The organism is Jejuibacter sp. L23, assembly GCF_050815825.1.
In the GTDB taxonomy this organism is placed as follows: Bacteria; Pseudomonadota; Gammaproteobacteria; order Enterobacterales; family Enterobacteriaceae; genus Jejubacter; species Jejubacter calystegiae.
Map to the genome: position 1 here is coordinate 138,804 of NZ_CP138199.1, position 26,159 is coordinate 164,962.

Genomic DNA, 26,159 nt, shown 5'->3' on the forward strand with positions numbered 1-26,159 from the left:
GATCCTTACGCTTCTTTAGACGGGAGTTCTTCGATGGTCAGGAAGTGGTTGGTGTAGATGCAGATATCACCGGCGATCCCCAACGACTTTTCCACAATTTCACGGGCGCTCAGTTCGGTATTTTCCAGCAGCGCGCGGGCGGCAGACTGAGCGTAGGGGCCGCCGGAGCCAATGGCGATCAGATCGTTTTCCGGCTGAACCACATCACCGTTACCGGTGATGATCAGCGAAGCATTTTCGTCTGCTACCGCCAGCAGGGCTTCCAGACGTCGCAGCATGCGGTCGGTACGCCAGTCTTTGGCCAGCTCGACTGCGGCTTTAACCAGATGCCCCTGGTGCATTTCCAGTTTGCGCTCGAAAAGTTCAAACAGCGTAAAGGCATCCGCGGTTCCGCCCGCGAAGCCTGCGATGACCTGATCGTTATACAGGCGGCGCACTTTCTTCACGTTGCCTTTCATTACGGTGTTGCCTAACGTGGCCTGACCATCGCCACCAATTACCACCTGGCCGTTGCGGCGCACACTTACTATTGTTGTCACGAGCAGACCCCTTTTTTAGAGCTGAATAGGGGACCCTGCACGCTGGCGTACAGGGTCGAATGAACTATAGATGGGGGGGATTTCAGGGGTTTCAACCCCTGACGGCGAGACGAATGCAGTTTGCGTGACCGGCCGACTTCAGGCGGCTGAGGGTGTTGTCCACGCTCTGTTTGCCTTTAATCGGGCCGATAACTACCCGGTTCCAGCCGTTATTAGTGGTGATGTGGGAAGCAAAGCCTTCAAACGCCAGCTGGGCACGGACACTTTCCGCCTGCTCGGCGCCGCGGAACGAGCCGCACTGTACCATCCACTGACGCGAATCACCGCTGGCTGCGGTTTGCTTAGGCGCCTGAGTTTCATTGGTCACCGGCGCGCTCTGCTGTTTAGGCGCCTGCGTTTGGGGGCGGGCCGGCTCCTGATAAGGCTGGGTCTGGCTTTGAACCGCACGCTGCTGCTGTTGCTGGCGCTGCTGGGTGGCCTGCTGCTGACTCCGCATCTGCTGTTGCTGTTCCTGCAGATAGCGCTGCTGCTGCTGGCGCTGTAGCGTTTGCTGGCGCTGCGCCGGTGTCTGCTCGTCCCACGGTACTTCGTTAAGCTGAGTTGGCTGCTGGCGCATGTCGGCCTGCATCTGCTCCAGCAACTGGCGTTGCTCATTGGTCAGCTGGTTTTTATTCAGAGGCTGGCCACCCGCCGAAGGCTCGGTGGGTTGGGTGATTTGCGGTTGGCGGCTCTCCAGCTCTTTGATATAGCGCCAGCGCTCTTCCGGCTTGGGCGGCAGACCGTTACCGGTGACTTTCTGACCCGGCATGGTCTCTGATTCTTCTTTCTTATGGTGAGTAATGAACCACAGCCCGCCGATAAAGGCCACCAGAACGGCAGCGGCAATCGCCACCATCATCGGGGAGACGGCGGGCATGCTGTTACGCTGTTTCTTACGGGAGTTCCCTTTTTTACGCCGCGCAGAAGAGGGTTGTCCGCGACGAACATAATCTCGTTGTGCCACTATCGTTTCGCTGTTTTCATTCGTGATTTAGTCCGCCATGTTACTTAAGGGATGGCTCTTTGACCAGTTTGTAAATCTGAAAGCCAGCATTGAAGGCTTAACGCGCCCGGGTGGATTCGCGTACCACCAGCTGACAGTCCAGCAACCGGGAACCGTTATTAACGCTATGTCCTTGTAATTGCTCAAGTAACAGTAACATCGACTGTTGGCCGATCTCGAAGCGCGGCTGAGCCACGGTGGTTAGCGGCGGATCGCAATATTGGGTCAGGGCGATATCGTCAAACCCGATCAGGGAGATATCCTGAGGTACGCGCAGATGGCGGCGTTTAATCAGTGAAAGCGCGCCCAGCGCCATGATGTCGCTGTGGCAGAACACCGCTTCCGGCGGCTGAGGCAGATCCAGCAGTTGTCCCATCGCCCGCGCGCCGGCCTCGTAGCTGAAATCTCCACGGGTGATGTAGTGGGGATCCACGTTCAGGCCGTTGCGGCGCAGCGCCTGAATATAGCCCTGCAGGCGGTAGTGGCACTGAGGCATCTCTTCAGGCCCGGCGATGCAGGCGATACGACGGTGCCCCAGTTCGTGAAGATAGTTCACGGCATTAAAGGCGGAGGTCAGGTTGTCTATATGAACTGTGGGCAACTCCAGCTCGGCGGCGAATTCGTTCGCCATCACCATGGGCGGCAGATTACGTTGTTCTTCTTTGCCGGCATCGAACGGCAGGCGTGAACCCAGCAGCAACATACCGTCGATCTGGCGGGGAATGACTAAGTCGATCAGCGTTTTTTCCTGCTGATTCTGGTGAGCGCAGTCGCCTATCAAAACCAGGTAGCCGTGGCTGGCGGCGGTCACTTCAATGCCGCGAATAATTTCACTGAAGAAGGGATCGCAGATATCGGGGACGATAACCATAATGGTACGTGAGTCGCTGCGTCGGATGCTGCGCCCCAGTGTGTGGGGCAGGTAGCCCACCTCGATGGCGGCCTGTTCCACCCGGCTGCGGGTAGTCTGGGAGACCTTCTCCGGATTGGTCAGGGCCCTGGATACCGTCGCCGTGGAGACCTGTGCCTGACGGGCGACATCTTTCATGGTTGCACCTGCAACCTGCTTCCTGGTCTTCAACTTCTTCTACCTCATGCGCTTCCGCCGGGACAGCAACATCCGGTTAGCTGTCGGATTCCACATTCTTAACAGATTATCAGAGACAGCTGTTACAAAAATTTCATCCGAATTGTGACTGAAGTTAAATTCTTAGATCCGCCTCGCATTCCCTTACTAGCTCTCGATGGGGTCGACATCCAGCACCCATTTCACCCGTCGCGCTTCCGGAAGGGTATTCACCAGTTTCAGGCTGTCGCTGAGCAGTCGCTGCAGACGGGCGCGTGAGCCGTGCTGTAGTAGCAACTGCCAGCGGAAACGTCCGCCGCGTTTGGGTTGAAGCGCGGGAACCGGGCCTATCAGCCAGAGCTGCTGATCCGCCAGCGGGCTGCTTTGCAGAAGATTGCGAAACTGCTGAAGAAACACCGGCGCCTGCTGGTTATTGTGATCTTCGGCACGAATCAGGATATGGCTGCTCCAGGGAGGTAGCATCATAGTCTGGCGTTCCGCCAGCGCCTGGTCGGCAAAGGCGTCATAGCCCTGATGCAGTAGGGTCTGCAGCAGCGGATGATCGGGGTGATGGGTCTGCAGCACCACTTCTCCCTGCTTACCAGCGCGCCCGGCCCGGCCGGAAACCTGGGTATACAACTGGGCGAAACGCTCGGCAGCCCGGAAATCGGCGGAAAAGAGCGCGCCGTCAACGTCCAGTAACGACACCAGAGTCACATCCGGGAAGTGGTGCCCTTTGGCCAACATCTGGGTACCGATCAGGACACGGGCGCCGCCGCGGTGCACATCTGCCAGTTGCTGTTCCAGGGCGCCCTTACGGCTGGTGGTATCGCGGTCAATACGTGAGATCGGTACCCCCGGAAATAGTGGTGCCAGCAACTGTTCGAGCTGCTCTGTCCCCAGACCGACCGGAACCATATGCGTGGAGCCGCACTGGGGGCACTGGGGCGGTAGCGGGCGCTGGCTATCGCAGTGGTGGCAGCGTAGATGGCGCTGGGCCTGATGCAGTGTGTAGTAGTGATCGCAGCGCGGGCATTCGGCAATCCAGCCGCAGTCGTGGCACAAAAGTGCAGGGGCGAAACCGCGTCGGTTCAGGAACAGAATCACCTGATTATCGGCCTGTAGATGTTGACGCATACGGGCGATAAGCTGGGGCGCCAGTCCCGCCTGGAGCGCCTGGCCTTTCAGATCCAGTACGTGCTGGGTGGCGGGGCGGGCATTACCGGCCCGGCGGGTCAGTTTAAGCTGGCGATATTTGCCGATCCGCACGTTGTGCAGCGTTTCCAGCGCCGGTGTCGCCGAACCCAGAATGATGGGGATATTTTCGGCATGAGCGCGAAATACCGCCAGATCCCGGGCATGGTAGCGCCAGCCTTCCTGCTGTTTATAAGAGCTGTCGTGCTCTTCGTCGATCACGATGACACCCAGATCTTTAAACGGCGTAAACAGCGCGGAGCGGGTACCGATTACGATAGCCGCCTCACCGCTGCGCGCCTTGAGCCAGGCGCTCAGCCGTTCGCTGTCGTTCAGGGCCGAGTGCAGCACTTCCACCGGCGCATTAAAACGTTCGCGAAAACGGGCGATAGTCTGGGGCGTTAGCCCGATCTCCGGTACCAGCACCAGAGCCTGGCGACCCTGAGCCAGTACGTTTTCCAGAACGCTCAGATAAACCTCTGTCTTGCCGGAGCCGGTAATCCCCGCCAGCAGCCAGGCGGCGAACTGCCCGGACTCTCCGTGGATTGCGCCCACCGCCGTCGCCTGTTCGGTATTCAGGCGCAGGCGATCGCCGCTGACCGTAAAGCCGGGGCGCCAGTCGGTGATTTCAGGCAGCTGGCTGTGAATATCGCACAGCCCTTTCTTACGCAGCGCCTGTAATGCCGTCTCGCTAATTTCCAGCTCTGGCACCTGGTGACGCCAGATATCACGCTGACGCAGCATCGCCAGTGCCTGCTGCTGCTTCGCCGCCCGCTTCAGGCTGTTAATATCAATGGAATGACCTTCTTCGCTGGCGCGCCAGTACCAGAGCGGCGCCGGATGATCCGGCTTACCCTGGCGCAACAGCACGGGCAGGGCATGAAAGAGCACCTCGCCCACCGGATGGTGGTAATAGTCTTTAGCCCAGAGCAGCAGGCGCCATAGCGGCGCCGGGAACAGCGGCTGACTGTCCAGCGCTTCGCTGACGCTCTTCAGCTCGTTATGGGGGAGTTCGCTGTGTTCGCTAACGGCAAGGACTATTCCCACCATCTGGCGTCTGCCGAACGGGACACTGGCGCGACACCCCGCAGCTATCGTCATGCCATCGGGAATGAGATAGTCAAAGGTGCGGGCCAGCGGTACCGGCAGAGCGATATGTGCAACGAGCATGCGAGCATCCAGGCTGAGGAAAATGACGGGATAGTGTACACTGTGTGCTGTTCATTGTGAGGATAAGAATTGCATTGCCTGATGCGATTCTGTATGATTCGCCGCCTTTGAAGCGTGAATTACGTCTTCGAAAGAACCTATTTTATTAACATCGCGTGGTGTCTGGCGTTGGGGCCGGAAGAGCGACGCGGCCTTAGACTGAGGTTTCCCATGAAAAAAGGTATTCACCCGAATTACGGCGAAATTACTGCAACCTGTTCTTGCGGTAACGTGATCAAAATTGGTTCCACCGCGGGCCACGATCTGAACCTGGACGTATGTGGCAAATGCCACCCGTTCTACACTGGTAAGCAGCGTGAAGTTGCGACCGGCGGCCGCGTAGATCGCTTCAACAAGCGTTTCAGCATTCCGGGCAGCAAATAAGTCCGGTTCGGAACGAAAAAAAGCCGCCTTTCTGGCGGCTTTTTTGTTGCTAGTATTCCCACGTATCCGGATCGATACCCAGTTCACGCATAATCTCTTTGGCCGCTTCCGGGATCTCATCACCGCGCTCTTTACGCAGGTCTTCATCATTCGGCAGGGGCTGGCCGGTAAATGCATGCAGGAACGCTTCGCACAGCAGTTCGCTGTTGGTGGCGTGACGCAGGTTATTCACCTGACGACGCGTGCGTTCGTCAGTGAGGATTTTTAACACCTTCAGAGGAATGGATACCGTAATTTTCTTTACTTGCTCACTCTTCTTACCGTGCTCAGCGTAGGGGCTGATATATTCGCCGCTCCATTCAGCCATGGGATACCTTTTAATCCTCTCAAATCTGTGTAATCAACGCCGGAACCGTCGCCCGACCTTTTTTGCCTTTGTATAATATACCGTTCTTTCCGGCAGATTACTGTGGCTGTTCGCTAAAACCCATAATTTTAGCGGCAATTATGCTTTTGCTCAATCTATACGCAAAGAAGTTTAGATGTCCAGATGTATTGACGTCCATTGCCGCAGTGTTTACCCTGTGGCTGACTTTTATTCGCAAGCCAGGACCGACACTATGACGCGTAAACAGGCCACCATCGCAGTACGTAGCGGTTTGAATGACGACGAGCAGTACGGCTGCGTTGTCCCGCCTATTCATCTCTCCAGTACCTACAATTTTACCGGCTTCAATGAACCACGCGCCCATGACTATTCGCGACGCGGCAACCCGACGCGCGACGTGGTACAGCGAGCGCTGGCCGAGCTGGAAGGCGGGGCGGGCGCTGTGATGACCAATACCGGAATGTCGGCTATTCATCTGGTGACTACCGTCTTCCTGAAGCCCGGGGATCTGCTGGTGGCGCCTCATGACTGCTACGGCGGCAGTTACCGCCTGTTTGATAGCCTGGCGAAACGTGGCTGCTACCGTGTTGAATTTGTCGATCAGGGCGATGAGGCGGCGCTACGCGCTGCACTGGCGCAGAAACCGAAACTGGTGCTGGTGGAAAGCCCCAGCAATCCGCTACTGAGAGTGGTAGACATTGAGAAGATTTGCCAGCTGGCGCGGGAAGCAGGCGCAGTCAGCGTGGTGGATAACACTTTTATGAGCCCCGCGCTGCAGAGCCCGCTGGCGTTGGGCGCCGATCTGGTGCTCCACTCCTGCACCAAATATCTGAATGGCCACTCCGATGTCGTGGCGGGAGCGGTCATCGCCCGGGAGCCGGAAACGGTCACCGAGCTGGCCTGGTGGGCGAATAATATTGGCGTTACCGGTAGCGCCTTCGACAGTTACCTGTTGCTGCGCGGTCTGCGGACGCTGGCGCCGCGTATGGAAGCCGCGCAACGCAATGCGCTGGCGATAGTTGAGTATCTGAAGACCCAGCCGCTGGTGAAAAAGCTGTATCATCCCTCGCTGCCGGAAAACCAGGGCTATGAGATTGCCGTCCGACAGCAGAAAGGGCCGGGCGCCATGCTCAGTTTTGAACTGGCTGGAGATGAAGCACAATTACGGCGCTTCCTGAGCGGCCTGTCGCTGTTTACGCTGGCGGAGTCGCTGGGCGGGGTGGAAAGCCTGATCTCTCACGCTGCCACTATGACTCATGCGGGCATGGCGCCGGAAGCACGCACTGCCGCCGGTATTTCGGATACGCTGCTGCGTATCTCAACGGGCATTGAAGATAGTGAAGATTTAATCGCCGATCTGGAAAATGGCTTCCGGATCGCCGCCGAGGGGTAACCATGAGTGTTTCAGTGCCGGTAGGGACGGCAGAACGTCAATTGCATAAATTTGGCGGCAGTAGCCTGGCTGATTCGAAGTGTTATTTGCGCGTCGCCGGGATCATAACCGACTATTCCCGGCCCGGAGATATGATGGTGGTTTCCGCTGCGGGCAGTACCACCAACCAGTTGATAAACTGGCTAAAATTGAGCCAGAGCGATCGTCTTGCCGCGCATCAGGTACAGCAGTCGCTGCGCCGTTATCAGAGTGAATTAATCAGCGATCTGCTGCCGCCGGAACAGGCTGACGGCCTGACGGCCGAATTTATCCAGGATCTGGAACGGTTGGCGGCGCTACTGGACGATAAAGTCACCGACGCGGTCTATGCCGAAGTGGTGGGGCACGGGGAGATTTGGTCGGCACGACTGATGGCCGCGCTACTTAACCTTCAGGATATCGATGCGGTAGCGCTGGATGCCCGGGAATTTTTGCGCGCCGAGCGTGCCGCACAGCCTCAGGTCGACGAGGCGCTCTCTTATCCGCAGTTGCAGACGTTGCTGGCCCGGTACCCAGGTAAGCGCCTGGTGGTCACTGGCTTTATCTCGCGCAATGGCGCGGGGGAAACGGTGCTGTTGGGACGCAACGGCTCCGACTATTCCGCCACCCAGATCGGGGCGCTGGCCGGTGTTTCCCGGGTCACCATCTGGAGCGATGTGGCCGGGGTGTACAGCGCGGACCCTCGTAAGGTGAAGGATGCCTGTCTGCTGCCGCTGCTGCGGCTGGATGAAGCCAGCGAGCTGGCCCGTCTGGCGGCGCCGGTACTGCACGCTCGTACCCTTCAGCCAGTCTCCGCCAGCGATATCGATCTGCAATTACGCTGTAGCTACAACCCGGAGCAGGGCTCCACCCGCATTGAGCGGGTGCTGGCTTCCGGCACTGGCGCGCGTATTGTGACCAGCCATGATGACGTCTGCCTGATTGAATTGCGCATAGCGCCACAGCAGGATTTCCGTCAGGCCCGGCTTGATATCGATCAGTTACTTAAGCGCGCCCAGTTACGGCCGCTGGCGATGGGTATTCATCCCGATCGCAATCTGATTCAGCTCTGTTACACCCAGGAAGTGGTGAGCAGTGCGCTTGATCTGTTGGAAGAAGCGGGGCTGCCGGGCGAGTTGCGCCTGCGCGAGGGACTGGCGCTGGTGGCGATGGTGGGAGCTGGCGTGTGTCGTAACCCGCTGCACAGCCACCGTTTTTGGCAGCAGTTAAAAGATCAGCCGGTAGAGTTTATCTGGCAGTCTGAAGAGGGTATCAGCCTGGTGGCGGTGCTGCGGGTGGGGCCGACGGAAAGTTTGATCCAGGGCCTGCACCAGACGCTGTTCCGGGCTGAGAAACGCATCGGTTTGATTCTGTTCGGCAAAGGCAATATCGGCTCACGCTGGCTGGAGCTGTTCGCCCGCGAAAAGGAGACGCTTTCTGCCCGCACCGGGTTTGAGTTTGTGCTGGCAGGGGTAGTGGACAGTCGTCGCAGCCTGCTGAGTTACGATGGTCTGGATGCCAGCCGGGCGCTGGCCTTCTTTAATGATGAAGCGCAGGAGCAGGATGAAGAGTCGCTGTTCCTGTGGATGCGTTCTCATCCGTGGGACGATCTTGTGGTGCTGGATGTGACCGCCAGTGAGGGCCTGGCCGCGCAGTATCTGGATTTTGCCAGCTACGGTTTCCACGTTATTAGCGCAAACAAGGTGGCAGGTGCTTCCTGCAGCAACAGCTATCGCCAGGTGCGTGACGCCTTTGCTAAAACCGGTCGTCACTGGCTCTATAACGCCACGGTTGGTGCCGGGCTGCCGGTGAATCACACGGTGCGCGATCTGCGTGAGAGCGGCGACAGCATCCTCTCTATTAGCGGGATTTTCTCTGGTACGCTTTCCTGGCTGTTCCTGCAGTTTGACGGCTCGGTACCCTTTACCGAGCTGGTGGACCAGGCCTGGCAGCAGGGGCTGACCGAGCCAGATCCGCGGGTTGACCTGTCGGGTAAGGACGTAATGCGCAAACTGGTGATACTGGCCCGCGAAGCCGGTTACGACATTGAACCCGATCAGGTGCGCGTGGAGTCGCTGGTGCCGGAAGGCTGTGAGTCGGGTTCGGTAGATCACTTCTTTGAAAACGGCGATGAGCTGAATGCCCAGATGGTGCAGCGACTGGAGGCGGCCCGTGAGATGGGGTTGGTGCTGCGCTATGTGGCACGTTTTGACGCCAACGGCAAGGCCAGGGTTGGGGTGGAAGCGGTTCGCCCGGAACATCCGCTGGCTTCGCTACTGCCCTGCGACAACGTCTTTGCTATTGAAAGCCGCTGGTATCGCGATAACCCGCTGGTGATTCGCGGCCCTGGCGCCGGACGTGACGTTACCGCAGGAGCGATTCAGTCCGATATCAACCGCCTGGCACAGTTGCTGTAATCCTCAGGCCCTCCCCGTTCGGGGAGGGTTTTTGCTATTCCCCCTCCCAACGTGAATGTTTTTCATCTGACCTGAAAAGAACTCCCTGTCAGTGGTGATTTTTCAGTTGACGCCATCCGGCTTTTCCTTCATTTTTACATCTGGACGTCTAAACGTATAGAAGTAAACAAACACAACAATACATACGATTGATGAGGTAAGGTATGAGCTTTTTTCACGCCAACCAGCGGGAAGCCCTGAATCAGAGCCTGGCGGAGCTCCACGGGCAGATTAATGTTTCTTTTGAATTTTTCCCGCCGCGTACCAGTGAAATGGAGCAGACCCTGTGGAACTCCATCGATCGTCTGAGCAGCCTGAAGCCTAAGTTTGTCTCCGTCACCTATGGCGCTAACTCCGGTGAGCGCGATCGTACGCATAGTATTATCAAAGGCATTAAAGATCGTACTGGTCTTGAAGCGGTGCCGCACCTGACCTGCATCGATGCCAGTCGCGACGAATTGCGCACCATTGCCCGGGATTACTGGGAAAACGGGATTCGTCATATTGTGGCGCTGCGCGGTGACCTGCCGGAAGGCAGTGGCCGACCGGAGATGTATGCCTCCGACCTGGTGGCGCTGCTGAAAGAGGTGGCGGACTTTGATATTTCTGTTGCTGCTTATCCAGAAGTGCATCCGGAAGCGAAGAGCGCCCAGGCCGATCTGATTAACCTGAAGCGCAAAATTGACGCAGGCGCTAGCCGCGCGATTACCCAGTTCTTTTTTGACGTTGAAAGCTACCTGCGTTTTCGTGACCGCTGCGTCGCGACGGGCATTGATGTGGAGATTGTGCCAGGGATTCTGCCGGTCAGTAACTACAAGCAGCTACAGAAATTTGCCACTATGACCAACGTACGAGTGCCGAAGTGGATGGACAGCATGTTTGACGGGCTGGATAACGATCCCGAAACCCGCAAGCTGGTAGGCGCTAATATTGCAATGGATATGGTGAAGATCCTGAGCCGTGAAGGTGTGAAAGATTTTCACTTCTATACTCTGAATCGCGCTGAAATGAGTTACGCCATCTGCCACACGCTGGGCGTGCGTCCCGTAGCGGCCTGATATCCCATTATCAGGCAACAAAAAAGGAGGCTGATGCCTCCTTTTTGCATTTTTAGCTTGGTTACTACTGCGCCGCTGTTTTCCCGTATGGCAGTTTATCGTAGTCATGCAGTCCGTCTTTCTGGTAGGGGTTGCCTATCCAGCGAGTGGTGGGAACGAACTGTGGGCTGACCAGGGAACGGGTCGGATCGTAACCTTCGTAACTCAGACCGGCCAGATCGGACCAGGTATGAATGAGTTCAGAACTGCTGTACTTGCGATTAACGTCTCCGCTCAAGTCCCGGGGGTGCGCGGCCTGCCATTTTTCAGAACGCCAGAGAATAAAGGGCACGTTATACATATGGCGGGTCGGTTGTGATTCGTTGCGCCCCTGAATATTGTGCGGCGGCGTATCGTAAACCTCTTCGCCGTGATCGGAGAAATAAAGCAGGAAACCGTTAGGATCCGTCGCTTTATAGTCGTTGATCAGGCTGGCCAGCACATGGTCATTATAGAGGTTGGCATTGTCGTAATCGTTATAAGACTCCAGACGGTCGGAAGAGAGTCCCGGCGGTACGTTTTGGGTATCGCCGTCGAATTTGCCCCAGTTGTCAGGATAGCGGTACTTGTATTTGATATGGGTACCCAGCAGATGCACCACAATAAACTTCTTCGGTGCGGGGTCGTCCAGTACCTGCTTAAACGGTGCCAGTACGTTGGTATCGTATTCGCGGGCGCTCTGGGTACGCTGCTGGTTCATATAGAACTGTTTATCCGTCTGACGCGAGAAGACCGTGAGCATGGTGTTACGTTCGGTCATGGTCTGCTGGTTGGTGATCCAGAACGTCTTATAGCCCGCCTGTTTCATCATGTTCATCAGCGAAGGTTTGGTCAGATAAAGATCCGGATTCTTCTCGTCGGCGAAGGTCAGCGCCTGTTGCAGGATTTCGATGGTGTAAGGACGTGAAGTTACTACGTCATTAAAAACGGTCAGGTTTGGATCGCTGGCACGCAGGGCATCCAACTCTGGTGTGGTTTTGCGCGGATAACCGTACAGACTCATCCGGTCGCGTTGGGTAGACTCGCCAATCACCAGAACCAGGGTGCGGGGTTGATCGCCAGAACTGTCCTTCATATTTTTCAGCGGCGGCAGGGCGTGGTTTTTTGATAGTAGCTTTTCCAGATTGCCCAGTTGATCGCGATACTCCGTATAGCTAATCAGTAACTGCCAGGGGGCCGCAGGCTCCATGCGCGAAGAGAGCCGGTTAAATGCCGATTCCGCATTTTTCCCTTTAAAGACCATATCGCTGACCAATGGATGGAGAATTAATCCGTAGAAAATGGCCAGGGCAACGCCATAACGCCAGGGTGTGGGTATCCATACCGGGCGCAGGCGGGTCCATAAAAAAAGAGCCACGGCGGTGTAAATTAATACGACAGCTAATAATTTCAGACTAAAATACTGACTGAAAAATTCACTGGCTTCATTAGCATTGGATTCAAACATCACAAATAAAACACTTTGCGAGAATTCCTGGCCATATATGACGTAATAAGCCAGAGCGCACACCGATGCAAGCCAAAGAACAAGGCCAATAATACCGGCAACAAGCCGTGTTTTACCCGGAAAAAGAAATACCGGAACCAGCCATAACGAGCTGTAGAGCAGTGAGTCGCGCAGCCCGTTAGTGCCGCTATAGCCGGAATATAAAATAACAATCTGTAATACACTGGAGAAAAACCAGAAAAAGACCAGAACCCACAGCAGTGCTCGCCAGCTAAAAGAGCCGGTAGCGGGTTTATGCGAGGAAACCATATATTTTGTCCGTCAAAAAAACAAAAATGCAGGTGTACGCTATCGGTTTAACCTTAATCTAACCTTAATTAGTCGGGTGGCGGATCGCCTGGCGGTAATTTCCGAATTTTCACTTTCAGATAACCCCTGAACAACATATTCGGTAGCTGGTCCAGAATGAAGGTATCACCACAAGCGAAGAGGGAGGGTCCGTGGAGCTAAAAAGAGGCGTTATTGTGCCAGAGATAGCCCGTGAGGCCGGGCGGCTTGTGCAACTTCTGGCTGAAGGGGCGAGCGCGGGTTGGCTGTTCGGATCGGCGGTGAATGGCGGCTTAAGGCCGGATAGCGATGTGGATGTGCTGGTGGTGGTTGATGAGCCCCTTAGCGAAGAGGCGCGGCGGGCCATTGTTGCCAGACTACTGACTCTGTCAGGCGAGCCGGGCAATGACCAGGGGCTGCGCCCCCTGGAACTGACGATAGTACAGCGCGCTAACCTGATACCCTGGCGTTATCCGCCCGTGAGCGAACTGGTTTACGGCGAGTGGCTGAGGCAGGATTTTTTGCGGGGCACAATCGCCGGGCCAGCGGCCGAGCCTGACCTGGCGATTGTGCTGCATCAGATCAGGCAGTGTAGCCTGACGCTGTGGGGGGATAATGCCGATTGGGTAATTCCCCCCGTTCCTCTGAGCGATATGCGGCGCGCGATTGGCGATGCGCTTCCCACATTACTGGCGGGTGTCGAAGGCGACGAGCGTAACGTACTGCTTACCCTGGCGCGGATGTGGCTGACGCTGGATACCGGGGAGATTGCGCCTAAGGATGTTGCTGCCGCCTGGGCGGTACAGCGGCTGACGCCGGAGCAGGGGGATTTATTGGCACTGGCCCGCCTTGGTTATCTTGGCGAGGTACAGGACAACTGGCGAAATAATGACTCGCAGGTAGCGACGCTGGTACGTCTGCTGAGCGATAAAATCGTGGCCTGCCTGACATAAAAAATCGCCCCGCATATAGCGGGGCGATTATTATCAACAGGGGCGTTTAGCCGGTGTTACGCATCCCGGCGGCGATACCGGCGATGGTGACCATCAGAGCCAGTTCGACGCGCGGATCCGGCTCTTTATCCTGGGTTTCCGCTTCGCGGGAACGGTGCAGAAGTTCGGCCTGCAGTACGTTCAGCGGATCGGTGTAGATATTACGCAGCGCGATGGATTCGGCAATCCACGGCTGATCCGCCATCAGATGAGAATCGTTGGCGATAGCCAGCACCAGTTCAATATCCGCCGCCAGTTGCTTACGCAATTCCTTACCCAGCGGCCACAGCGACGAATCCACCAGACGCTGGTCGTAATATTCCGCCAGCCACAGGTCTGCTTTGGAGAACACCATCTCCAGCATACCCAGACGGGTGGAGAAGAACGGCCAGTTGCGGCACATCACTTCCAGTTCGCTCTGCTTTCCGTCATCCACCACTTTCTGTAGTGCGGCGCCGGCGCCAAGCCAGGCCGGCAGCATCAGGCGGTTCTGGGTCCAGGCGAAAATCCACGGAATAGCGCGTAGCGACTCCACACCACCGGTGGGGCGACGTTTGGCCGGGCGCGAGCCCAGCGGCAGTTTGCCCAGTTCCACTTCCGGGGTAGCGGAGCGGAAATAGGGCACGAAGTCCTGATTTTCACGCACATAGCCGCGATACATGTTGCACGAAAGTACCGACAGCTCATCCATGATATGACGCCAGGCCTGTTTCGGCTCCGGTGGCGGCAGCAGGTTGGCTTCCAGAATCGCCCCGGTATAGAGCGACAGGCTGCTGATAGTGATTTCCGGCAGGCCATATTTAAAGCGGATCATTTCGCCTTGTTCGGTCACGCGCAGGCCGCCCTTCAGGCTGCCCGGCGGTTGGGAAAGCAACGCTGCGTGCGCAGGGGCGCCGCCGCGACCGATGGAGCCACCGCGACCGTGGAACAGCGTCAGCTCAATGCCCGCTTTTTCACAGGTTTTGATTAATGCATCCTGCGCCTGGTACTGAGCCCAAGAGGCGGCCATTACCCCGGCATCCTTCGCCGAGTCGGAATAGCCGATCATCACCATCTGCTTGCCCTGAATAAAGCCGCGATACCAGTCGATATTCAGCAACTGGGTCATCACGTCGTTGGCGTTATTCAGATCTTCCAGAGTTTCGAACAGCGGTGCCACCGGCAGCGCAAAGCCAATACCCGCCTCTTTCAGCAGCAGATGGACCGCCAGTACGTCGGACGGCGTTTTGGCCATGGAGATCACGTAAGCGGCGATCGATCCCTGGGGCGCTTCGGCGATCACTTTGCAGGTATCCAGCACTTCACGGGTTTCCGGGCTTGGATCCCACTGGTGCGGCAGCAGAGGACGCTTGGAATTCAGTTCGCGGATCAGGAAGGCCTGTTTGTCGGCTTCTGACCAGCTTTCGTAGTCGCCGATGCCCAGATAGCGGGTCATTTCACCCAGCGCTTCGGTATGACGGGTGCTCTCCTGGCGAATATCGATGCGAACCAGCGGCACGCCGAACGTTTTTACACGACGCAGGGTATCGAGCAGATCGCCGTTAGCGATAATGCCCATGCCGCAGGCGACCAGCGACTGGTAGCAGGCGTAGAGCGGTTCCCACAACTCGGCATTATGAGTCAGCAGCCCTTCAGGTTTCGGCAGCTTTTGTCCCTTCAGGCGCGCTTCCAGCCAGGCCTGGGTCGCCATCAGGCGCGAGCGCAGTCCCTTCATGATAAAGCGATACGGCTCCTGTTCGCCTTCGGCGCCGGCAAGGGCGCGCAGCTCATCGGTGCACTCCACCATCGAAAGCTCTGAGACCAGCACCTGAATATCTTTAAGGAACAGGTCGGTGGCCTTCCAGCGGCTCAGTAACAGGACGTGGCGGGTGATATCCGCGGTGACGTTCGGGTTGCCGTCGCGATCGCCGCCCATCCAGGAGGTGAAGCGAACCGGCACACAGTCGACCGGAAGCTGGTAGTCGAAGTGGGTTTCCAACTGTTCGTTCAGCTCGCGCAGGTAGTTTGGCACCCCTTCCCACAGGCTGTTTTCCACCACCGCGAAGCCCCATTTGGCTTCATCCACCGGGGTAGGACGATGTTTGCGGATCTCATCGGTATGCCAGGACTGGGCAATCAACTGGCGGAGACGGCGCATAATCTGGTTGCGCTCGTAGTCGGCCAGATCTTTATGATCGAGCTGCTTGAGGCAGTTGTTAACCTCAACCATTTTGTGAATCAGGGTACGGCGTGTGATTTCGGTGGGGTGGGCGGTCAGTACCAGCTCCAGGGAAAGGCTTTCAATGGCGCGCTTGATACCGGCGTCGTTCAGTTCGGGCTGGGATTTCAGCTTACGCAGGGTTCGGGCCAGTATTTCCGGGTTACTGGCGTCCTCACCTCTGGCGGAGATGCTGTGGAACTGCTCCGCGGTGTTGGCCAGATTCAGGAACTGACTGAATGCGCGGGCAACGGGGAGTAACTCATCGTTAGAGAGATTCTGCAACGTGCTGAGCAACTCCTGGCGGTCGGCTTCATTACCTGCCCGGGATGACTTTGATAATTTGCGGATGGTTTCCACCCGGTCAAGGATGTTCTCTCCCAGCGCATCCCGGATAGTATCCCCAAGCAGTTTGCCGAGCATACTGACATTGCTTCGCAAAGCAGAATATTGTTCGTTCATATGATCCCAGACACCCATCTTGATTTTTTAGTCAATTTTCGCCCTTGCGGGCTCAACACCGTCTTTTATAAAGCCACGTAAGATCCCGTTCGTCAAATGTAGCGAAATCGGTTCAGCCAACGTGATATCGGGAAAAATTCGCACGACTTAACTCACCGGATGCGACATAAGTTTCACTTATAAAGCCGCCACCTCTCTTCGTCGATAATTTCATCGGTGAGAGGGGCGGCGCGCGCACGTAATGGCGTTGCTCAGAGCTGGCAGAAGTGCTGGACTACCTGAGTGATGAGTTCGCGGGTAGGCTTAATAAAACGCGTTTCCAGATACTCGTCCGGCTGGTGGGCCTGATTGATGGAGCCGGGACCGAGTACCAGTGTCGGGCACAGTTCCTGGATGAAAGGAGCTTCGGTGCAGTAGTTCACCACATCCGCTCGGGTACCGAGCAGCTTTTCCACCACTGTTACCAGTCGGTGGTCCGGTGGACATTCGTAACCCGGAATCGGTGGATGCAGTTCAGAAATCGTCAGTCGCCCCGGCCAGCGTTCGCTTACGGGCGCCAGCGCGTCATTCAGCAGGCCGTTGAGATCGCCCAGCGTCATGCCGGGCAGAGGGCGGATGTCCATATGCATTTCGCAGCAGGCGCAGATGCGGTTGGAGGCATCGCCGCCGTGAATGTGACCCAGGTTCAGCGTGGGATAAGGGATGGTGAAGGCATCATGGTGGTAGCGCTCTTTCAGCTCGTCACGCAGCGTCAGAATATGACCAATGGCTTCATGCATCAGCTCAATAGCATTCACACCGCGCGCCGGATCGCTGGAATGACCGGACTGGCCCAGAATACGTATCGCATCGGACATATGGCCCTTATGGGCGCGTACCGGTTGCAGGGAGGTCGGCTCGCCGATAATGGCACAGTCGGGGCGCAGGGTACTGCTTTGGGAAAAATAGCGCGCCCCCGCCATGGAAGTCTCTTCATCGGCGGTAGCCAGAATATAAAGCGGTTTTTTAAGCGTTTTCACATCCATGTCACGTAGCGCATCGACGATAAAGGCAAAGAAGCCTTTCATATCGGCGGTACCCAGCCCGTAGAGCTTGTTGTCATGCTCCGTCAGCGTGAAGGGATCCCGGGTCCAGCGCCCGTCGTCGAAAGGCACCGTATCGGTATGTCCGGCCAGCATCAGACCGCCTTCACCCTGTCCAGCCGTTGCCAACAGGTTGAATTTATTGCGTGTTTCAGGAACGGGTTGGATTTCTACCTGGAAACCGATCGTTTCCAGCCAGCCTGCCAGCAAATTGATTAAAGCCTCATTACTTTGGTCCAGCGCCGCTTCGGTTGCACTGATGGAGGGGGTAGCGATCAGCTCACGATAAATCTCAATAAAGGGCGGTAATTTCGTCTTCACGGTTGACAGCCTCAGGTCTCAAGAGTATAGATAATCATGCAGTAATAATGAATAAAAATCCATTATTGCATGTGTGAATGAACCTTGCCGTACTGTGGTGGTTCCTGCACTCGCCTCGCGGGCATTCCGGATGACCGGTGTCCTGGGATTAAATGACGTGATAAGAAGGTTTTAGCCCCGATGTTGAATACGCTGATTGTCGGAGCCAGTGGGTATACCGGCGCAGAGCTTGCGGCCTACATCCATCGCCATCCACACATGACCATAACCGCTTTGACGGTTTCGGCGCAAAGTGCGGATGCCGGAAAGTTGATTTCCGATCTGCACCCACAGCTGAAGGGGCGGGTCGATCTCCCGTTACAGCCGATGGATGACATCAGCGCATTCGCCAAAGGCGTGGATGTGGTGTTTCTGGCGACTGCCCATGAGGTGAGTCATGACCTGGCGCCTCAGTTTCTGGACGCGGGTTGCGTGGTGTTCGACCTTTCCGGCGCCTGGCGGGTTAACGATCCTGACTTTTATCAACAGTATTACGGTTTTACTCATCAGTACCCGGCTTTGCTGGAACAGGCGGTTTACGGTCTGGCTGAGTGGCAGGGCGACAAACTGAAAGAGGCGAAACTGGTGGCGGTGCCGGGTTGTTACCCTACGGCAGCCCAGTTGTCTCTTAAACCGCTGATCGACGGCGGGCTGCTGGATCTTAACCAGTGGCCGGTGATCAACGCGACCAGCGGCGTGAGCGGCGCCGGGCGTAAGGCGGGTCTCGCTAACAGTTTCTGCGAAGTGAGTCTGCAACCCTATGGCGTCTTTACTCATCGCCATCGTCCGGAAATTGCCACCCATCTGGGGGCCGAGGTGATCTTTACCCCGCACCTGGGCAATTTCCCGCGGGGCATTCTGGAAACCATTACCTGTCGTCTGCGCCCTGGCGTGAGTCAGACCCAGGTGGCTGAATGTTATGCGCAGGCGTATGGCGATAAACCGCTGGTGCGGCTCTATGAAAATGGCGTACCGGCGTTGAAAAACGTGGTTGGCCTGCCGTTCTGCGATATTGGCTTTGCCGTTCAGGGGGAGCATCTGATTGTGGTGGCCGCCGAAGATAACCTGCTGAAGGGGGCGGCGGCGCAGGCCGTACAGTGCGCCAATATCCGTTTTGGCTTTAATGAAACCGAATCCCTTATTTAACCGACTGTCAGGGGCGATGATGAATCCGTTAATTATTAAGTTAGGCGGCGTATTACTGGATAGCGAAGAGGCGATGGCGCGCCTGTTTAGCGCCCTTGCGGAGTATCGTCAGGCGAGTCACCGCCCGATTGCCATTGTGCACGGTGGCGGCTGCCTGGTGGATGAGCTGATGAAGCAGCTCTCCCTGCCGGTGGTGAAGAAAAATGGTTTGCGGGTCACCCCTGCCGATCAAATTGGCATTATTACCGGCGCCCTGGCGGGAACCGCAAATAAGACGCTGCTGGCCTGGGCGAAGCGCAGCCAGATAGACGCGGTTGGCCTGTGTCTGGGAGACGGTGACAGCGTGAAAGTGACCCAGCTTGATGAAGAACTGGGGCATGTTGGTAAGGCACAGCCCGGCTCTGCCAGACTGATTTCCGGCCTGTTCGACGCCGGGTTCCTGCCGGTGGTGAGCTCCATCGGCGTGACTGAAGACGGACAGTTAATGAATGTGAATGCCGATCAGGCCGCCACAGCGCTGGCGGCTACCCTGGGAGCGGACCTGGTTCTGCTGTCGGACGTGAGCGGCATTCTGGACGGCAAAGGGCAGCGCATTAATGAAATGACCGCCGCCCGCGCCGATGAGCTGATCGCGCAGGGCATTATTACCGACGGCATGGTGGTGAAGGTCAATGCCGCGCTGGACGCGGCCCGTACTCTGCGTCGCCCGGTGGATATCGCCTCATGGCGTCATGCGGAACAGCTTCCCTCTTTATTTAGCGGCGTGGCCATTGGCACCCGGATCATTGCGTAAGTTACAGCGTTCTTGAAGGAAAAAAACAATGCAAAATCACGGCATCAAAAAAGTGGTTCTCGCCTACTCCGGCGGACTGGATACCTCAGCGATTATTCCCTGGCTGAAAGAAACCTATGAAGGGTGCGAAGTGGTCGCCTGCGTGGTGGATATCGGCCAGGATCGTGACGATCTGCAGGGCGTAGAGCAGAAAGCGCTGCGTTCAGGCGCCATTGAGTGTCATGTGGTGGATCTGCGTGAAGAGTTCATCCGTGATTATGTCTATCCGGTGCTGCAGACTGGCGCGCTGTATGAAGAGACCTATTTACTGGGGACTTCCATGGCGCGTCCGCTGATTGCGAAAGCGCTGGTCGATGTGGCGAAAAAAGTGGGCGCGGATGCGCTGTGCCATGGTGCTACCGGTAAAGGTAACGATCAGGTGCGTTTTGAGTCCGCCTGGGCGGCTCTGGCGCCGGAACTGAAAGTTATCGCCCCGTGGCGTGAGTGGAACCTGCGTTCCCGTGAAGCGCTGCTGGCTTACCTGAAAGAGCGTGATATTCCAACCACAGCCACGCTTGAGAAAATCTACAGCCGTGATGAGAACGCCTGGCACATCTCCACCGAAGGTGGCGTGCTGGAAAGCCCGTGGAACGCGCCGAATAAAGACTGCTGGGTCTGGACGGTGGATCCGCTGGAAGCCCCGGATAAACCGGAGCTGGTGACCATCAGCGTGGAAAAAGGCAAAGTTGTTGCCGTTAATGGTGAAGCGCTGAGCCCCTTCCAGTGCCTTGAGAAACTGAATGCCCTGGGTGCGAAACACGGCGTGGGCCGGGTAGACATCGTGGAAAACCGTCTGGTGGGTATCAAGTCCCGCGGCTGCTATGAAACTCCCGGGGGCACCATCATGATGGCGGCGCTGCGTGGCGTTGAGCAATTGGTTCTGGATCGCGACAGCTACAAGTGGCGTCAGCAGGTAGGTCTGGAAATGTCCTACGTGGTGTATGACGGACGCTGGTTCGCACCGCTGCGTCAGTCCCTGCAGGCCGCTGCGGAATCTCTGGCGGAAGAGGTGAACGGCGAAGTGGTACTGCGGCTTTACAAAGGTCAGGTGACTGCGCTGCAGAAACGTTCGCCGAACAGCCTGTACAGCGAAGAGTTCGCCACCTTTGGCGAAGACGAAGTCTACGACCACAGCCACGCTGGCGGCTTTATCCGCCTGTTCTCGCTCTCTTCAAGGATCCGTGCGCTGAACGAAAAGAAACAGCAGGGCTGATAACCCTGAGGCACCGGGCGGATTTTTCCCCGGTGCCTGTATAACAACGACTGATGGCAACAGACAGATAAGATACGGAGTATAACTATGGCACTTTGGGGCGGGCGTTTTTCTCAGGCGGCGGACCAGCGGTTCAAACAGTTTAATGATTCTCTGCGCTTCGATTACCGTCTGGCAGAGCAGGACATTGTCGGCTCCGTCGCCTGGTCCAAAGCGCTGGTGACGGTGGGGGTTCTGACCGGGGAAGAGCAACAACAGCTCGAAGCGGCGCTGAATACCCTGCTCAAAGAGGTTCAGGCCGACCCGCAGCAGATTCTGACCAGCGATGCCGAAGATATTCATAGCTGGGTGGAAGGGAAACTGATCGACAAAGTCGGGCAGTTGGGTAAAAAGCTGCACACCGGGCGTAGCCGTAATGATCAGGTCGCCACCGATCTGAAACTGTGGTGCAAGGCTCAGGTAGCGGCACTGCTGGAAGCGAATCGTGAATTCCAGAAGGCGCTGGTCGCCACTGCCCGGGACAATCAGGATGCGGTGATGCCGGGTTATACCCACCTGCAACGCGCCCAACCGGTGACTTTCGCTCACTGGTGCCTGGCCTATGTTGAGATGCTGGCCCGTGATGAAAGCCGACTGGAAGATGCCCTGAAGCGGCTGGATGTCAGCCCGCTGGGCAGCGGGGCGCTGGCGGGCACCGCCTATGAGATCGATCGTGAACAACTGGCGGGCTGGCTGGGTTTTGCCTCTGCCACCCGTAACAGTCTGGACAGCGTATCCGATCGCGATCATGTGCTGGAACTGCTCTCTGCGGCGGCTATCGGCATGGTGCATCTGTCGCGCTATGCCGAAGACCTGATCTTCTTTAACTCCGGCGAAGCGGGCTTTATCGAACTTTCCGATCGTGTGACTTCGGGCTCTTCGCTGATGCCGCAGAAGAAGAACCCTGATGCCCTGGAACTGCTGCGCGGTAAGTGCGGCCGGGTTCAGGGAGCCCTGACCGGCATGATGATGACCCTGAAAGGGCTACCGCTGGCCTACAACAAAGATATGCAGGAAGACAAAGAAGGGTTGTTCGACGCGCTCGATACCTGGCTGGATAGCCTGCATATGGCGACGCTGGTGCTGGACGGCATTCAGGTGAAGCGCCCACGCTGCCAGGAGGCCGCCCAGCAGGGGTATGCCAATGCCACCGAGCTGGCGGACTATCTGGTCGCTAAAGGCGTTCCGTTCCGTGAAGCGCACCATATCGTGGGTGAAGCGGTGGTCGAAGCTATCCATCAAAGCAAGCCTCTGGAAGATCTGGCTCTGGCTGACCTTCAGAAATTCAGCGCCACGATTGATGAGGATGTCTATGAGATTCTGAGTCTGCAATCCTGCCTGGATAAGCGTGCCGCGAAAGGGGGGGTATCGCCCCAGCAGGTCGCTCTGGCGCTGGAAGCTGCGGACAAGCGCCTTGGTTAGCCACCTCTGATGCCATCACAGACCCGGCCATCGCGCCGGGTTTTTTATGCAAAAAAAAAGCGGACGTGGCGTCCGCTAAAAAACGTCAAAGTTCACGTTGGCTGTGATGCCTGGATTCAGGGGGGATAAGCCCTGAAGACCAGGCGCTGTCATCAGACAGGTCAGAGAGGGTTCTCTACAGAGGGAAATTCCGGAAGTGCGGAAAGTCTCCCTTTGTTGGATATGATTATTCACCAGAATACTTGATAGGGATAATCGTTGGTTGCTATGCTATCTATCGCCATGGACTATCATGGTGGCGGAGGATGAATAATGAATATTCGTGATCTTGAATACCTGGTGGCGTTAGCCGAGCATCGCCATTTTCGTCGTGCGGCAGATTCCTGCCACGTTAGCCAACCGACCCTCAGCGGGCAGATTCGCAAGCTGGAGGACGAACTGGGCGTCATGCTGCTGGAACGAACCAGCCGCAAGGTGCTCTTCACCCAGGCCGGCCTGCTGCTGGTAGATCAGGCGCGTACGGTGCTGCGTGAAGTTAAGGTGCTGCGCGAAATGGCGAGCCAGCAGGGCGAGACCATGTCCGGCCCGCTGCATATCGGGCTGATCCCCACGGTCGGGCCTTACCTGTTGCCGCATATTGTGCCGCAGTTGCATCAGGAATTTCCTAAGCTGGAGATGTACCTGCACGAAGCTCAGACCCATCAGCTGCTGGCCCAGCTCGACAGCGGTAAGCTCGACTGTGCGATTCTGGCGCTGGTAAAAGAGAGTGAGTCCTTTATTGAGGTGCCGCTGTTCGATGAGCCGATGCTGCTGGCGGTGTACGAGGATCACCCGTGGGTGGGACGCGATCGGGTGCCGATGTCCGACCTGTCCGGCGAGAAACTGCTAATGCTGGAAGACGGCCACTGCCTGCGCGATCAGGCCATGGGTTTTTGCTTTGAAGCGGGCGCCGATGAAGACACTCATTTTCGTGCTACCAGCCTGGAGACGCTGCGCAATATGGTGGCTGCGGGGAGCGGTATTACGCTGTTGCCGGCGCTGGCAGTGCCTCAGGAGCGTAAGCGTGATGGTGTGGTTTATCTGCCGTGCTACAAACCTGAGCCCAAACGCACTATAGGTCTGGTGTATCGTCCGGGCTCACCGCTGCGCAGCCGCTATGAGCAACTGGCTGAGGCCATCCGTACTCAGATGGATGGCCACTTCGACAACGCCTTAAAAAAGGCGGTTTAAGCCGTTCAGCGCCGCTACCCGATAGGCTTCCGCCATGGTCGGGTAGTTGAAGGTGGTGTTAACGAAGTACTCGATGTTGTTACCGCCACCTTTCTGCTCCATGATCGCCTGGCCGATGTGGATAATCTCGGCTGCCCGCTCGCCAAAGCAGTGGATGCCCAGGATCTCTTTGGTTTCGCGATGGAACAGGATCTTGAGTGTGCCCACGTTCATACCGACGATCTGCGCCCGCGCCAGGTGTTTAAACTGGGCGCGACCCACCTCGTACGGCACTTTCATTGCCGTAAGCTGTTGTTCGGTTTTGCCGACAGAGCTGATTTCCGGAATGGTGTAGATTCCGGTCGGGATATCATCCACCAGATGGGCAGCCGCTTCGCCCTTAGCCATCGCCTGAGCAGCGATACGTCCCTGATCGTAGGCGGCGGAGGCCAGGCTTGGGTAGCCGATCACGTCGCCCACGGCCCAGATGTGCGGCAGCGCTGTCTGATACATGCTGTTGACCTTCAGCTGGCCGCGGCTGTCCGCCTTCAGCCCAATCTTATCCAGATCCAGGCTGTCCGTATTACCGGTACGGCCGTTGGCATACAGCAGACAGTCGGCCTTCACTTTCTTACCGGATTTCAGATGGACGATGACCCCATCCTCAACCCCTTCGATCTGCTCATACTCTTCGTGGTGACGAATGACCACGCCGCTGTTCCAGAAGTGGTATGAGAGCGAATCGGACATCTCCTGATCCAGGAAGGCCAGCAGGCGATCGCGGGTGTTGATAAGGTCAACTTTGACACTCATTCCCCGGAAGATAGACGCATATTCACAGCCAATAACCCCGGCGCCGTAGATAATAACGTGGCGCGGTTCATGATGCAGGCTGAGAATGGAGTCGCTGTCGTAAATACGCGGGTGGTTAAAATCGACGTCCGTCGGACGGTAGGGGCGTGAACCGCAGGCGATAACAAATTTCTCGGCGGTAATGGTTTCCACGCTGCCGTCCGGGCACTCCAGTGCAATGGTGTGCTCATCGGTAAAGCGGGCATTGCCCTGCAGGATCTCGCAGTGGTTACGCTCGTAAAAGCCCTGACGCAGGTTGGTCTGCTGACTGATAACGCTTTCGGTGTGGCGAAGAATGTCGGCAAAAGAGGAACGGAGGAGTCGGGTGTGGTCGCTGTAAAGAGGGTTCTGGTTAAATTCGATAATCCGGCTAACGGCCTGACGCAGTGCTTTAGAGGGGATGGTGCCCCAGTGGGTACAGCCGCCGCCGACGTTATGATAGCGCTCTATGACGGCGACTCGGGCTCCCTGTTTCACCAGCCCCATCGCGGCGCCTTCGCCGCCCGGGCCGGAACCTATTACTATTGCGTCATAATCCCAGGAATGTGGCATGGTAAGATTCACCTGTTCTTATACATAAAATCAACAGAATGGTAACATCAACGGGTAAATGCCCCAATTCTAATTGTGCGTTTTCCTGTCTTACCTGATGTTGCTCGCGTAAACAATCATTCACAATCCTTTATAGACCGGGTAGTTTTAAACTCTGATATAGTGCCCGTAATAAGTTGGAAGGATTCAGGCATCGTGATGGGTGTAAGAGCGCAACAGAAAGAGAGAACCCGGCGTTCATTGATTGAGGCCGCGTTCAGCCAGTTAAGTGCCGAGCGGAGTTTTGCCAGCCTCAGTCTGCGTGAGGTTGCCCGTGAGGCCGGAATCGCGCCTACCTCTTTTTACCGGCATTTTCGTGACGTGGATGAACTGGGGCTAACCATGGTGGACGAAAGCGGTCTGATGCTGCGTCAACTGATGCGTCAGGCGCGCCAGCGTATCGCCAAAGGGGGGAGCGTTATCCGGACGTCGGTCGCCACCTTTATGGAATTTATTGGTAATAATCCCAATGCCTTTCGGCTGCTGCTACGTGAACGTTCCGGCACCTCGGCGGCATTTCGTGCCGCCGTCGCCCGTGAAATTCAGCATTTTATTGCAGAACTGGCCGACTATCTGGAGCTGGAAAATCGTATGCCGCGCAGCTTCACGGAAGCCCAGGCGGAAGCGATGGTCACTATTGTCTTTAACGCTGGTGCGGAGGCACTGGACGTCGACGCAGAGCAGCGCCTTCAGCTCGAAGAGCGACTGGTGCTGCAACTGCGTATGATCTCAAAAGGAGCTTATTACTGGTATCGCCGTGAGCAAGAAAAAACGGTGATTGCTGCACAACATGCTTTACAAGTGAAGGAAGAGTGATGAAAGAGTCGATTCAGGAAAAAGGCACGCTGCTGCTGGCGCTGGTGGCCGGGCTGTCGATTAACGGCACCTGCTCCGCCCTGTTCAGCTCCGTGGTGCCCTTTTCAATTTTCCCCATCCTGACGCTGGGGCTGACGGTTTACTGCCTGCATCAGCGCTACCAGAATCGTACTATGCCAGTGGGGTTGCCCGGCATTGCCGCCGCCTGTTTTGTGCTGGGGGTGTTGATATACAGTTCGGTAGTGCGTGCGGAATATCCCGATTTGGGCTCCAACTTCCTGCCTTCAGTACTGTCGGTAATCCTGCTGTTCTGGATTGGCTATAAGCTTCGTCTGCGCCAGCAATTGCATTAAGTCATGCGCCTGGCGTAAATAAAAAAGCCGCAT

At 56.7% G+C, this 26,159-nt stretch carries 21 protein-coding genes; 12 read left to right on the plus strand and 9 right to left on the minus strand.

The features are described from left to right. Positions 1-5: 5 nt before the first annotated feature. The 4 genes from hslV to priA all read right to left on the minus strand — a co-directional run bounded on the left by hslV (position 6) and on the right by priA (position 5,011). The gene (hslV, locus tag SCU88_RS00650) at positions 6-539 is read right to left on the minus strand and encodes an ATP-dependent protease subunit HslV (protein WP_138095179.1); all 534 of its coding nucleotides are present in this window, start codon (positions 537-539) and stop codon (positions 6-8) included. 91 nt (positions 540-630) lie between these two features. After that, a complete protein-coding gene (ftsN, locus tag SCU88_RS00655) occupies positions 631-1,542 on the minus strand; it encodes a cell division protein FtsN (protein WP_138095180.1) in 912 nt (303 codons plus the stop codon). 97 nt (positions 1,543-1,639) lie between these two features. Continuing rightward, complete coding sequence (gene cytR, locus SCU88_RS00660) at positions 1,640-2,662, minus strand: DNA-binding transcriptional regulator CytR (RefSeq protein ID WP_138095181.1); 1,023 nt, start codon at positions 2,660-2,662, stop codon at positions 1,640-1,642. 153 nt (positions 2,663-2,815) lie between these two features. Continuing rightward, the gene (gene priA / locus SCU88_RS00665; protein ID WP_175341257.1) at positions 2,816-5,011 is read right to left on the minus strand and encodes a primosomal protein N'; all 2,196 of its coding nucleotides are present in this window, start codon (positions 5,009-5,011) and stop codon (positions 2,816-2,818) included. Between the two features lie 210 nt (positions 5,012-5,221). Here priA and rpmE point away from each other — a divergent pair, with 210 nt between their 5' ends. Then, complete coding sequence (rpmE, locus tag SCU88_RS00670) at positions 5,222-5,434, plus strand: 50S ribosomal protein L31 (protein ID WP_138095183.1); 213 nt, start codon at positions 5,222-5,224, stop codon at positions 5,432-5,434. Positions 5,435-5,483: 49 nt separating this feature from the next. Here rpmE and metJ read toward each other — a convergent pair whose 3' ends face one another. Then, positions 5,484-5,801, minus strand: coding sequence for a met regulon transcriptional regulator MetJ (gene metJ, locus SCU88_RS00675; RefSeq protein WP_138095184.1), 318 nt, complete (start codon positions 5,799-5,801; stop codon positions 5,484-5,486). 253 nt (positions 5,802-6,054) lie between these two features. Here metJ and metB point away from each other — a divergent pair, with 253 nt between their 5' ends. The 3 genes from metB (at position 6,055) to metF (ending at position 10,747) form a co-directional block, all read left to right on the plus strand. Then, positions 6,055-7,215: a cystathionine gamma-synthase gene (gene metB / locus SCU88_RS00680; RefSeq protein WP_138095185.1), complete on the plus strand. Its 1,161-nt coding sequence runs from the start codon at positions 6,055-6,057 to the stop codon at positions 7,213-7,215. Between the two features lie 2 nt (positions 7,216-7,217). Next, positions 7,218-9,650: a bifunctional aspartate kinase/homoserine dehydrogenase II gene (locus SCU88_RS00685; RefSeq protein WP_175341256.1), complete on the plus strand. Its 2,433-nt coding sequence runs from the start codon at positions 7,218-7,220 to the stop codon at positions 9,648-9,650. A 203-nt stretch (positions 9,651-9,853) separates the two neighbouring features. Continuing rightward, positions 9,854-10,747 (plus strand): methylenetetrahydrofolate reductase, encoded by an 894-nt coding sequence (metF, locus tag SCU88_RS00690; protein ID WP_175341255.1) that lies wholly within the window; start codon positions 9,854-9,856, stop codon positions 10,745-10,747. A 64-nt stretch (positions 10,748-10,811) separates the two neighbouring features. Here the strand turns inward: metF and SCU88_RS00695 are convergent, their stop codons facing one another. Further along, positions 10,812-12,542 carry a phosphoethanolamine transferase CptA gene (locus SCU88_RS00695; protein ID WP_175341254.1) on the minus strand — a complete coding sequence of 577 codons (1,731 nt, stop codon included), beginning with the start codon at positions 12,540-12,542 and terminating at the stop codon, positions 10,812-10,814. Positions 12,543-12,733: 191 nt separating this feature from the next. Between SCU88_RS00695 and SCU88_RS00700 the strand changes: the two genes are divergently transcribed. Continuing rightward, positions 12,734-13,513: an aminoglycoside adenylyltransferase family protein gene (locus SCU88_RS00700; protein ID WP_175341253.1), complete on the plus strand. Its 780-nt coding sequence runs from the start codon at positions 12,734-12,736 to the stop codon at positions 13,511-13,513. A 46-nt stretch (positions 13,514-13,559) separates the two neighbouring features. On the opposite strand, the gene ppc is transcribed toward SCU88_RS00700, so the two are convergent. Both ppc and argE read right to left on the minus strand, forming a co-directional pair. Next, positions 13,560-16,211, minus strand: a complete 2,652-nt coding sequence (ppc, locus tag SCU88_RS00705) for a phosphoenolpyruvate carboxylase (protein WP_175341252.1) — start codon at positions 16,209-16,211, stop codon at positions 13,560-13,562. A gap of 251 nt (positions 16,212-16,462) precedes the next feature. Then, a complete protein-coding gene (argE, locus tag SCU88_RS00710; RefSeq protein WP_138095198.1) occupies positions 16,463-17,614 on the minus strand; it encodes an acetylornithine deacetylase in 1,152 nt (383 codons plus the stop codon). Positions 17,615-17,794: 180 nt separating this feature from the next. Between argE and argC the strand changes: the two genes are divergently transcribed. From argC to oxyR, 5 genes are all read left to right on the plus strand, one after another. Further along, entirely contained in the window at positions 17,795-18,799 is a 1,005-nt protein-coding gene (argC, locus tag SCU88_RS00715; protein WP_175341251.1) for an N-acetyl-gamma-glutamyl-phosphate reductase, read from the plus strand. Positions 18,800-18,815: 16 nt separating this feature from the next. Continuing rightward, entirely contained in the window at positions 18,816-19,592 is a 777-nt protein-coding gene (argB, locus tag SCU88_RS00720) for an acetylglutamate kinase (RefSeq protein ID WP_138095200.1), read from the plus strand. Positions 19,593-19,620: 28 nt separating this feature from the next. Then, positions 19,621-20,844, plus strand: coding sequence for an argininosuccinate synthase (locus SCU88_RS00725; RefSeq protein WP_175341250.1), 1,224 nt, complete (start codon positions 19,621-19,623; stop codon positions 20,842-20,844). Positions 20,845-20,931: 87 nt separating this feature from the next. Continuing rightward, complete coding sequence (gene argH, locus SCU88_RS00730; RefSeq protein ID WP_175341249.1) at positions 20,932-22,305, plus strand: argininosuccinate lyase; 1,374 nt, start codon at positions 20,932-20,934, stop codon at positions 22,303-22,305. Positions 22,306-22,617: 312 nt separating this feature from the next. Then, positions 22,618-23,535, plus strand: a complete 918-nt coding sequence (gene oxyR, locus SCU88_RS00735) for a DNA-binding transcriptional regulator OxyR (RefSeq protein ID WP_138095203.1) — start codon at positions 22,618-22,620, stop codon at positions 23,533-23,535. Here the strand turns inward: oxyR and sthA are convergent. After that, on the minus strand, positions 23,518-24,918 hold the full coding sequence (sthA, locus tag SCU88_RS00740) for a Si-specific NAD(P)(+) transhydrogenase (RefSeq protein ID WP_175341248.1): 1,401 nt from the start codon (positions 24,916-24,918) through the stop codon (positions 23,518-23,520). The two genes, oxyR and sthA, sit on opposite strands and share 18 nt — an antisense overlap. Before the next feature lie 198 nt (positions 24,919-25,116). Between sthA and fabR the strand changes: the two genes are divergently transcribed. Together fabR and SCU88_RS00750 are read left to right on the plus strand one after the other, a co-directional pair. Beyond that, positions 25,117-25,773, plus strand: coding sequence for an HTH-type transcriptional repressor FabR (fabR, locus tag SCU88_RS00745; protein ID WP_138099128.1), 657 nt, complete (start codon positions 25,117-25,119; stop codon positions 25,771-25,773). Continuing rightward, positions 25,773-26,126 carry a YijD family membrane protein gene (locus SCU88_RS00750; protein ID WP_138095205.1) on the plus strand — a complete coding sequence of 118 codons (354 nt, stop codon included), beginning with the start codon at positions 25,773-25,775 and terminating at the stop codon, positions 26,124-26,126. Before fabR ends, SCU88_RS00750 begins: the two co-directional genes overlap by 1 nt. Positions 26,127-26,159: the final 33 nt, after the last annotated feature.

Excerpts from the sequence above, each read along its gene's own strand:
- argH (WP_175341249.1), top strand. The coding sequence starts at position 20,932 with ATGGCACTTTGGGGCGGGCGTTTTTCTCAGGCGGCGGACCAGCGGTTC.
- SCU88_RS00695 (WP_175341254.1), bottom strand. The coding sequence starts at position 12,542 with ATGGTTTCCTCGCATAAACCCGCTACCGGCTCTTTTAGCTGGCGAGCA.
- priA (WP_175341257.1), bottom strand. The coding sequence starts at position 5,011 with ATGCTCGTTGCACATATCGCTCTGCCGGTACCGCTGGCCCGCACCTTT.
- metJ (WP_138095184.1), bottom strand. The coding sequence starts at position 5,801 with ATGGCTGAATGGAGCGGCGAATATATCAGCCCCTACGCTGAGCACGGT.
- argC (WP_175341251.1), top strand. The coding sequence starts at position 17,795 with ATGTTGAATACGCTGATTGTCGGAGCCAGTGGGTATACCGGCGCAGAG.
- SCU88_RS00685 (WP_175341256.1), top strand. The coding sequence starts at position 7,218 with ATGAGTGTTTCAGTGCCGGTAGGGACGGCAGAACGTCAATTGCATAAA.
- SCU88_RS00725 (WP_175341250.1), top strand. The coding sequence starts at position 19,621 with ATGCAAAATCACGGCATCAAAAAAGTGGTTCTCGCCTACTCCGGCGGA.
- metF (WP_175341255.1), top strand. The coding sequence starts at position 9,854 with ATGAGCTTTTTTCACGCCAACCAGCGGGAAGCCCTGAATCAGAGCCTG.
- ppc (WP_175341252.1), bottom strand. The coding sequence starts at position 16,211 with ATGAACGAACAATATTCTGCTTTGCGAAGCAATGTCAGTATGCTCGGC.
- argB (WP_138095200.1), top strand. The coding sequence starts at position 18,816 with ATGATGAATCCGTTAATTATTAAGTTAGGCGGCGTATTACTGGATAGC.
- sthA (WP_175341248.1), bottom strand. The coding sequence starts at position 24,918 with ATGCCACATTCCTGGGATTATGACGCAATAGTAATAGGTTCCGGCCCG.
- metB (WP_138095185.1), top strand. The coding sequence starts at position 6,055 with ATGACGCGTAAACAGGCCACCATCGCAGTACGTAGCGGTTTGAATGAC.
- rpmE (WP_138095183.1), top strand. The coding sequence starts at position 5,222 with ATGAAAAAAGGTATTCACCCGAATTACGGCGAAATTACTGCAACCTGT.
- fabR (WP_138099128.1), top strand. The coding sequence starts at position 25,117 with ATGGGTGTAAGAGCGCAACAGAAAGAGAGAACCCGGCGTTCATTGATT.
- SCU88_RS00750 (WP_138095205.1), top strand. The coding sequence starts at position 25,773 with ATGAAAGAGTCGATTCAGGAAAAAGGCACGCTGCTGCTGGCGCTGGTG.
- oxyR (WP_138095203.1), top strand. The coding sequence starts at position 22,618 with ATGAATATTCGTGATCTTGAATACCTGGTGGCGTTAGCCGAGCATCGC.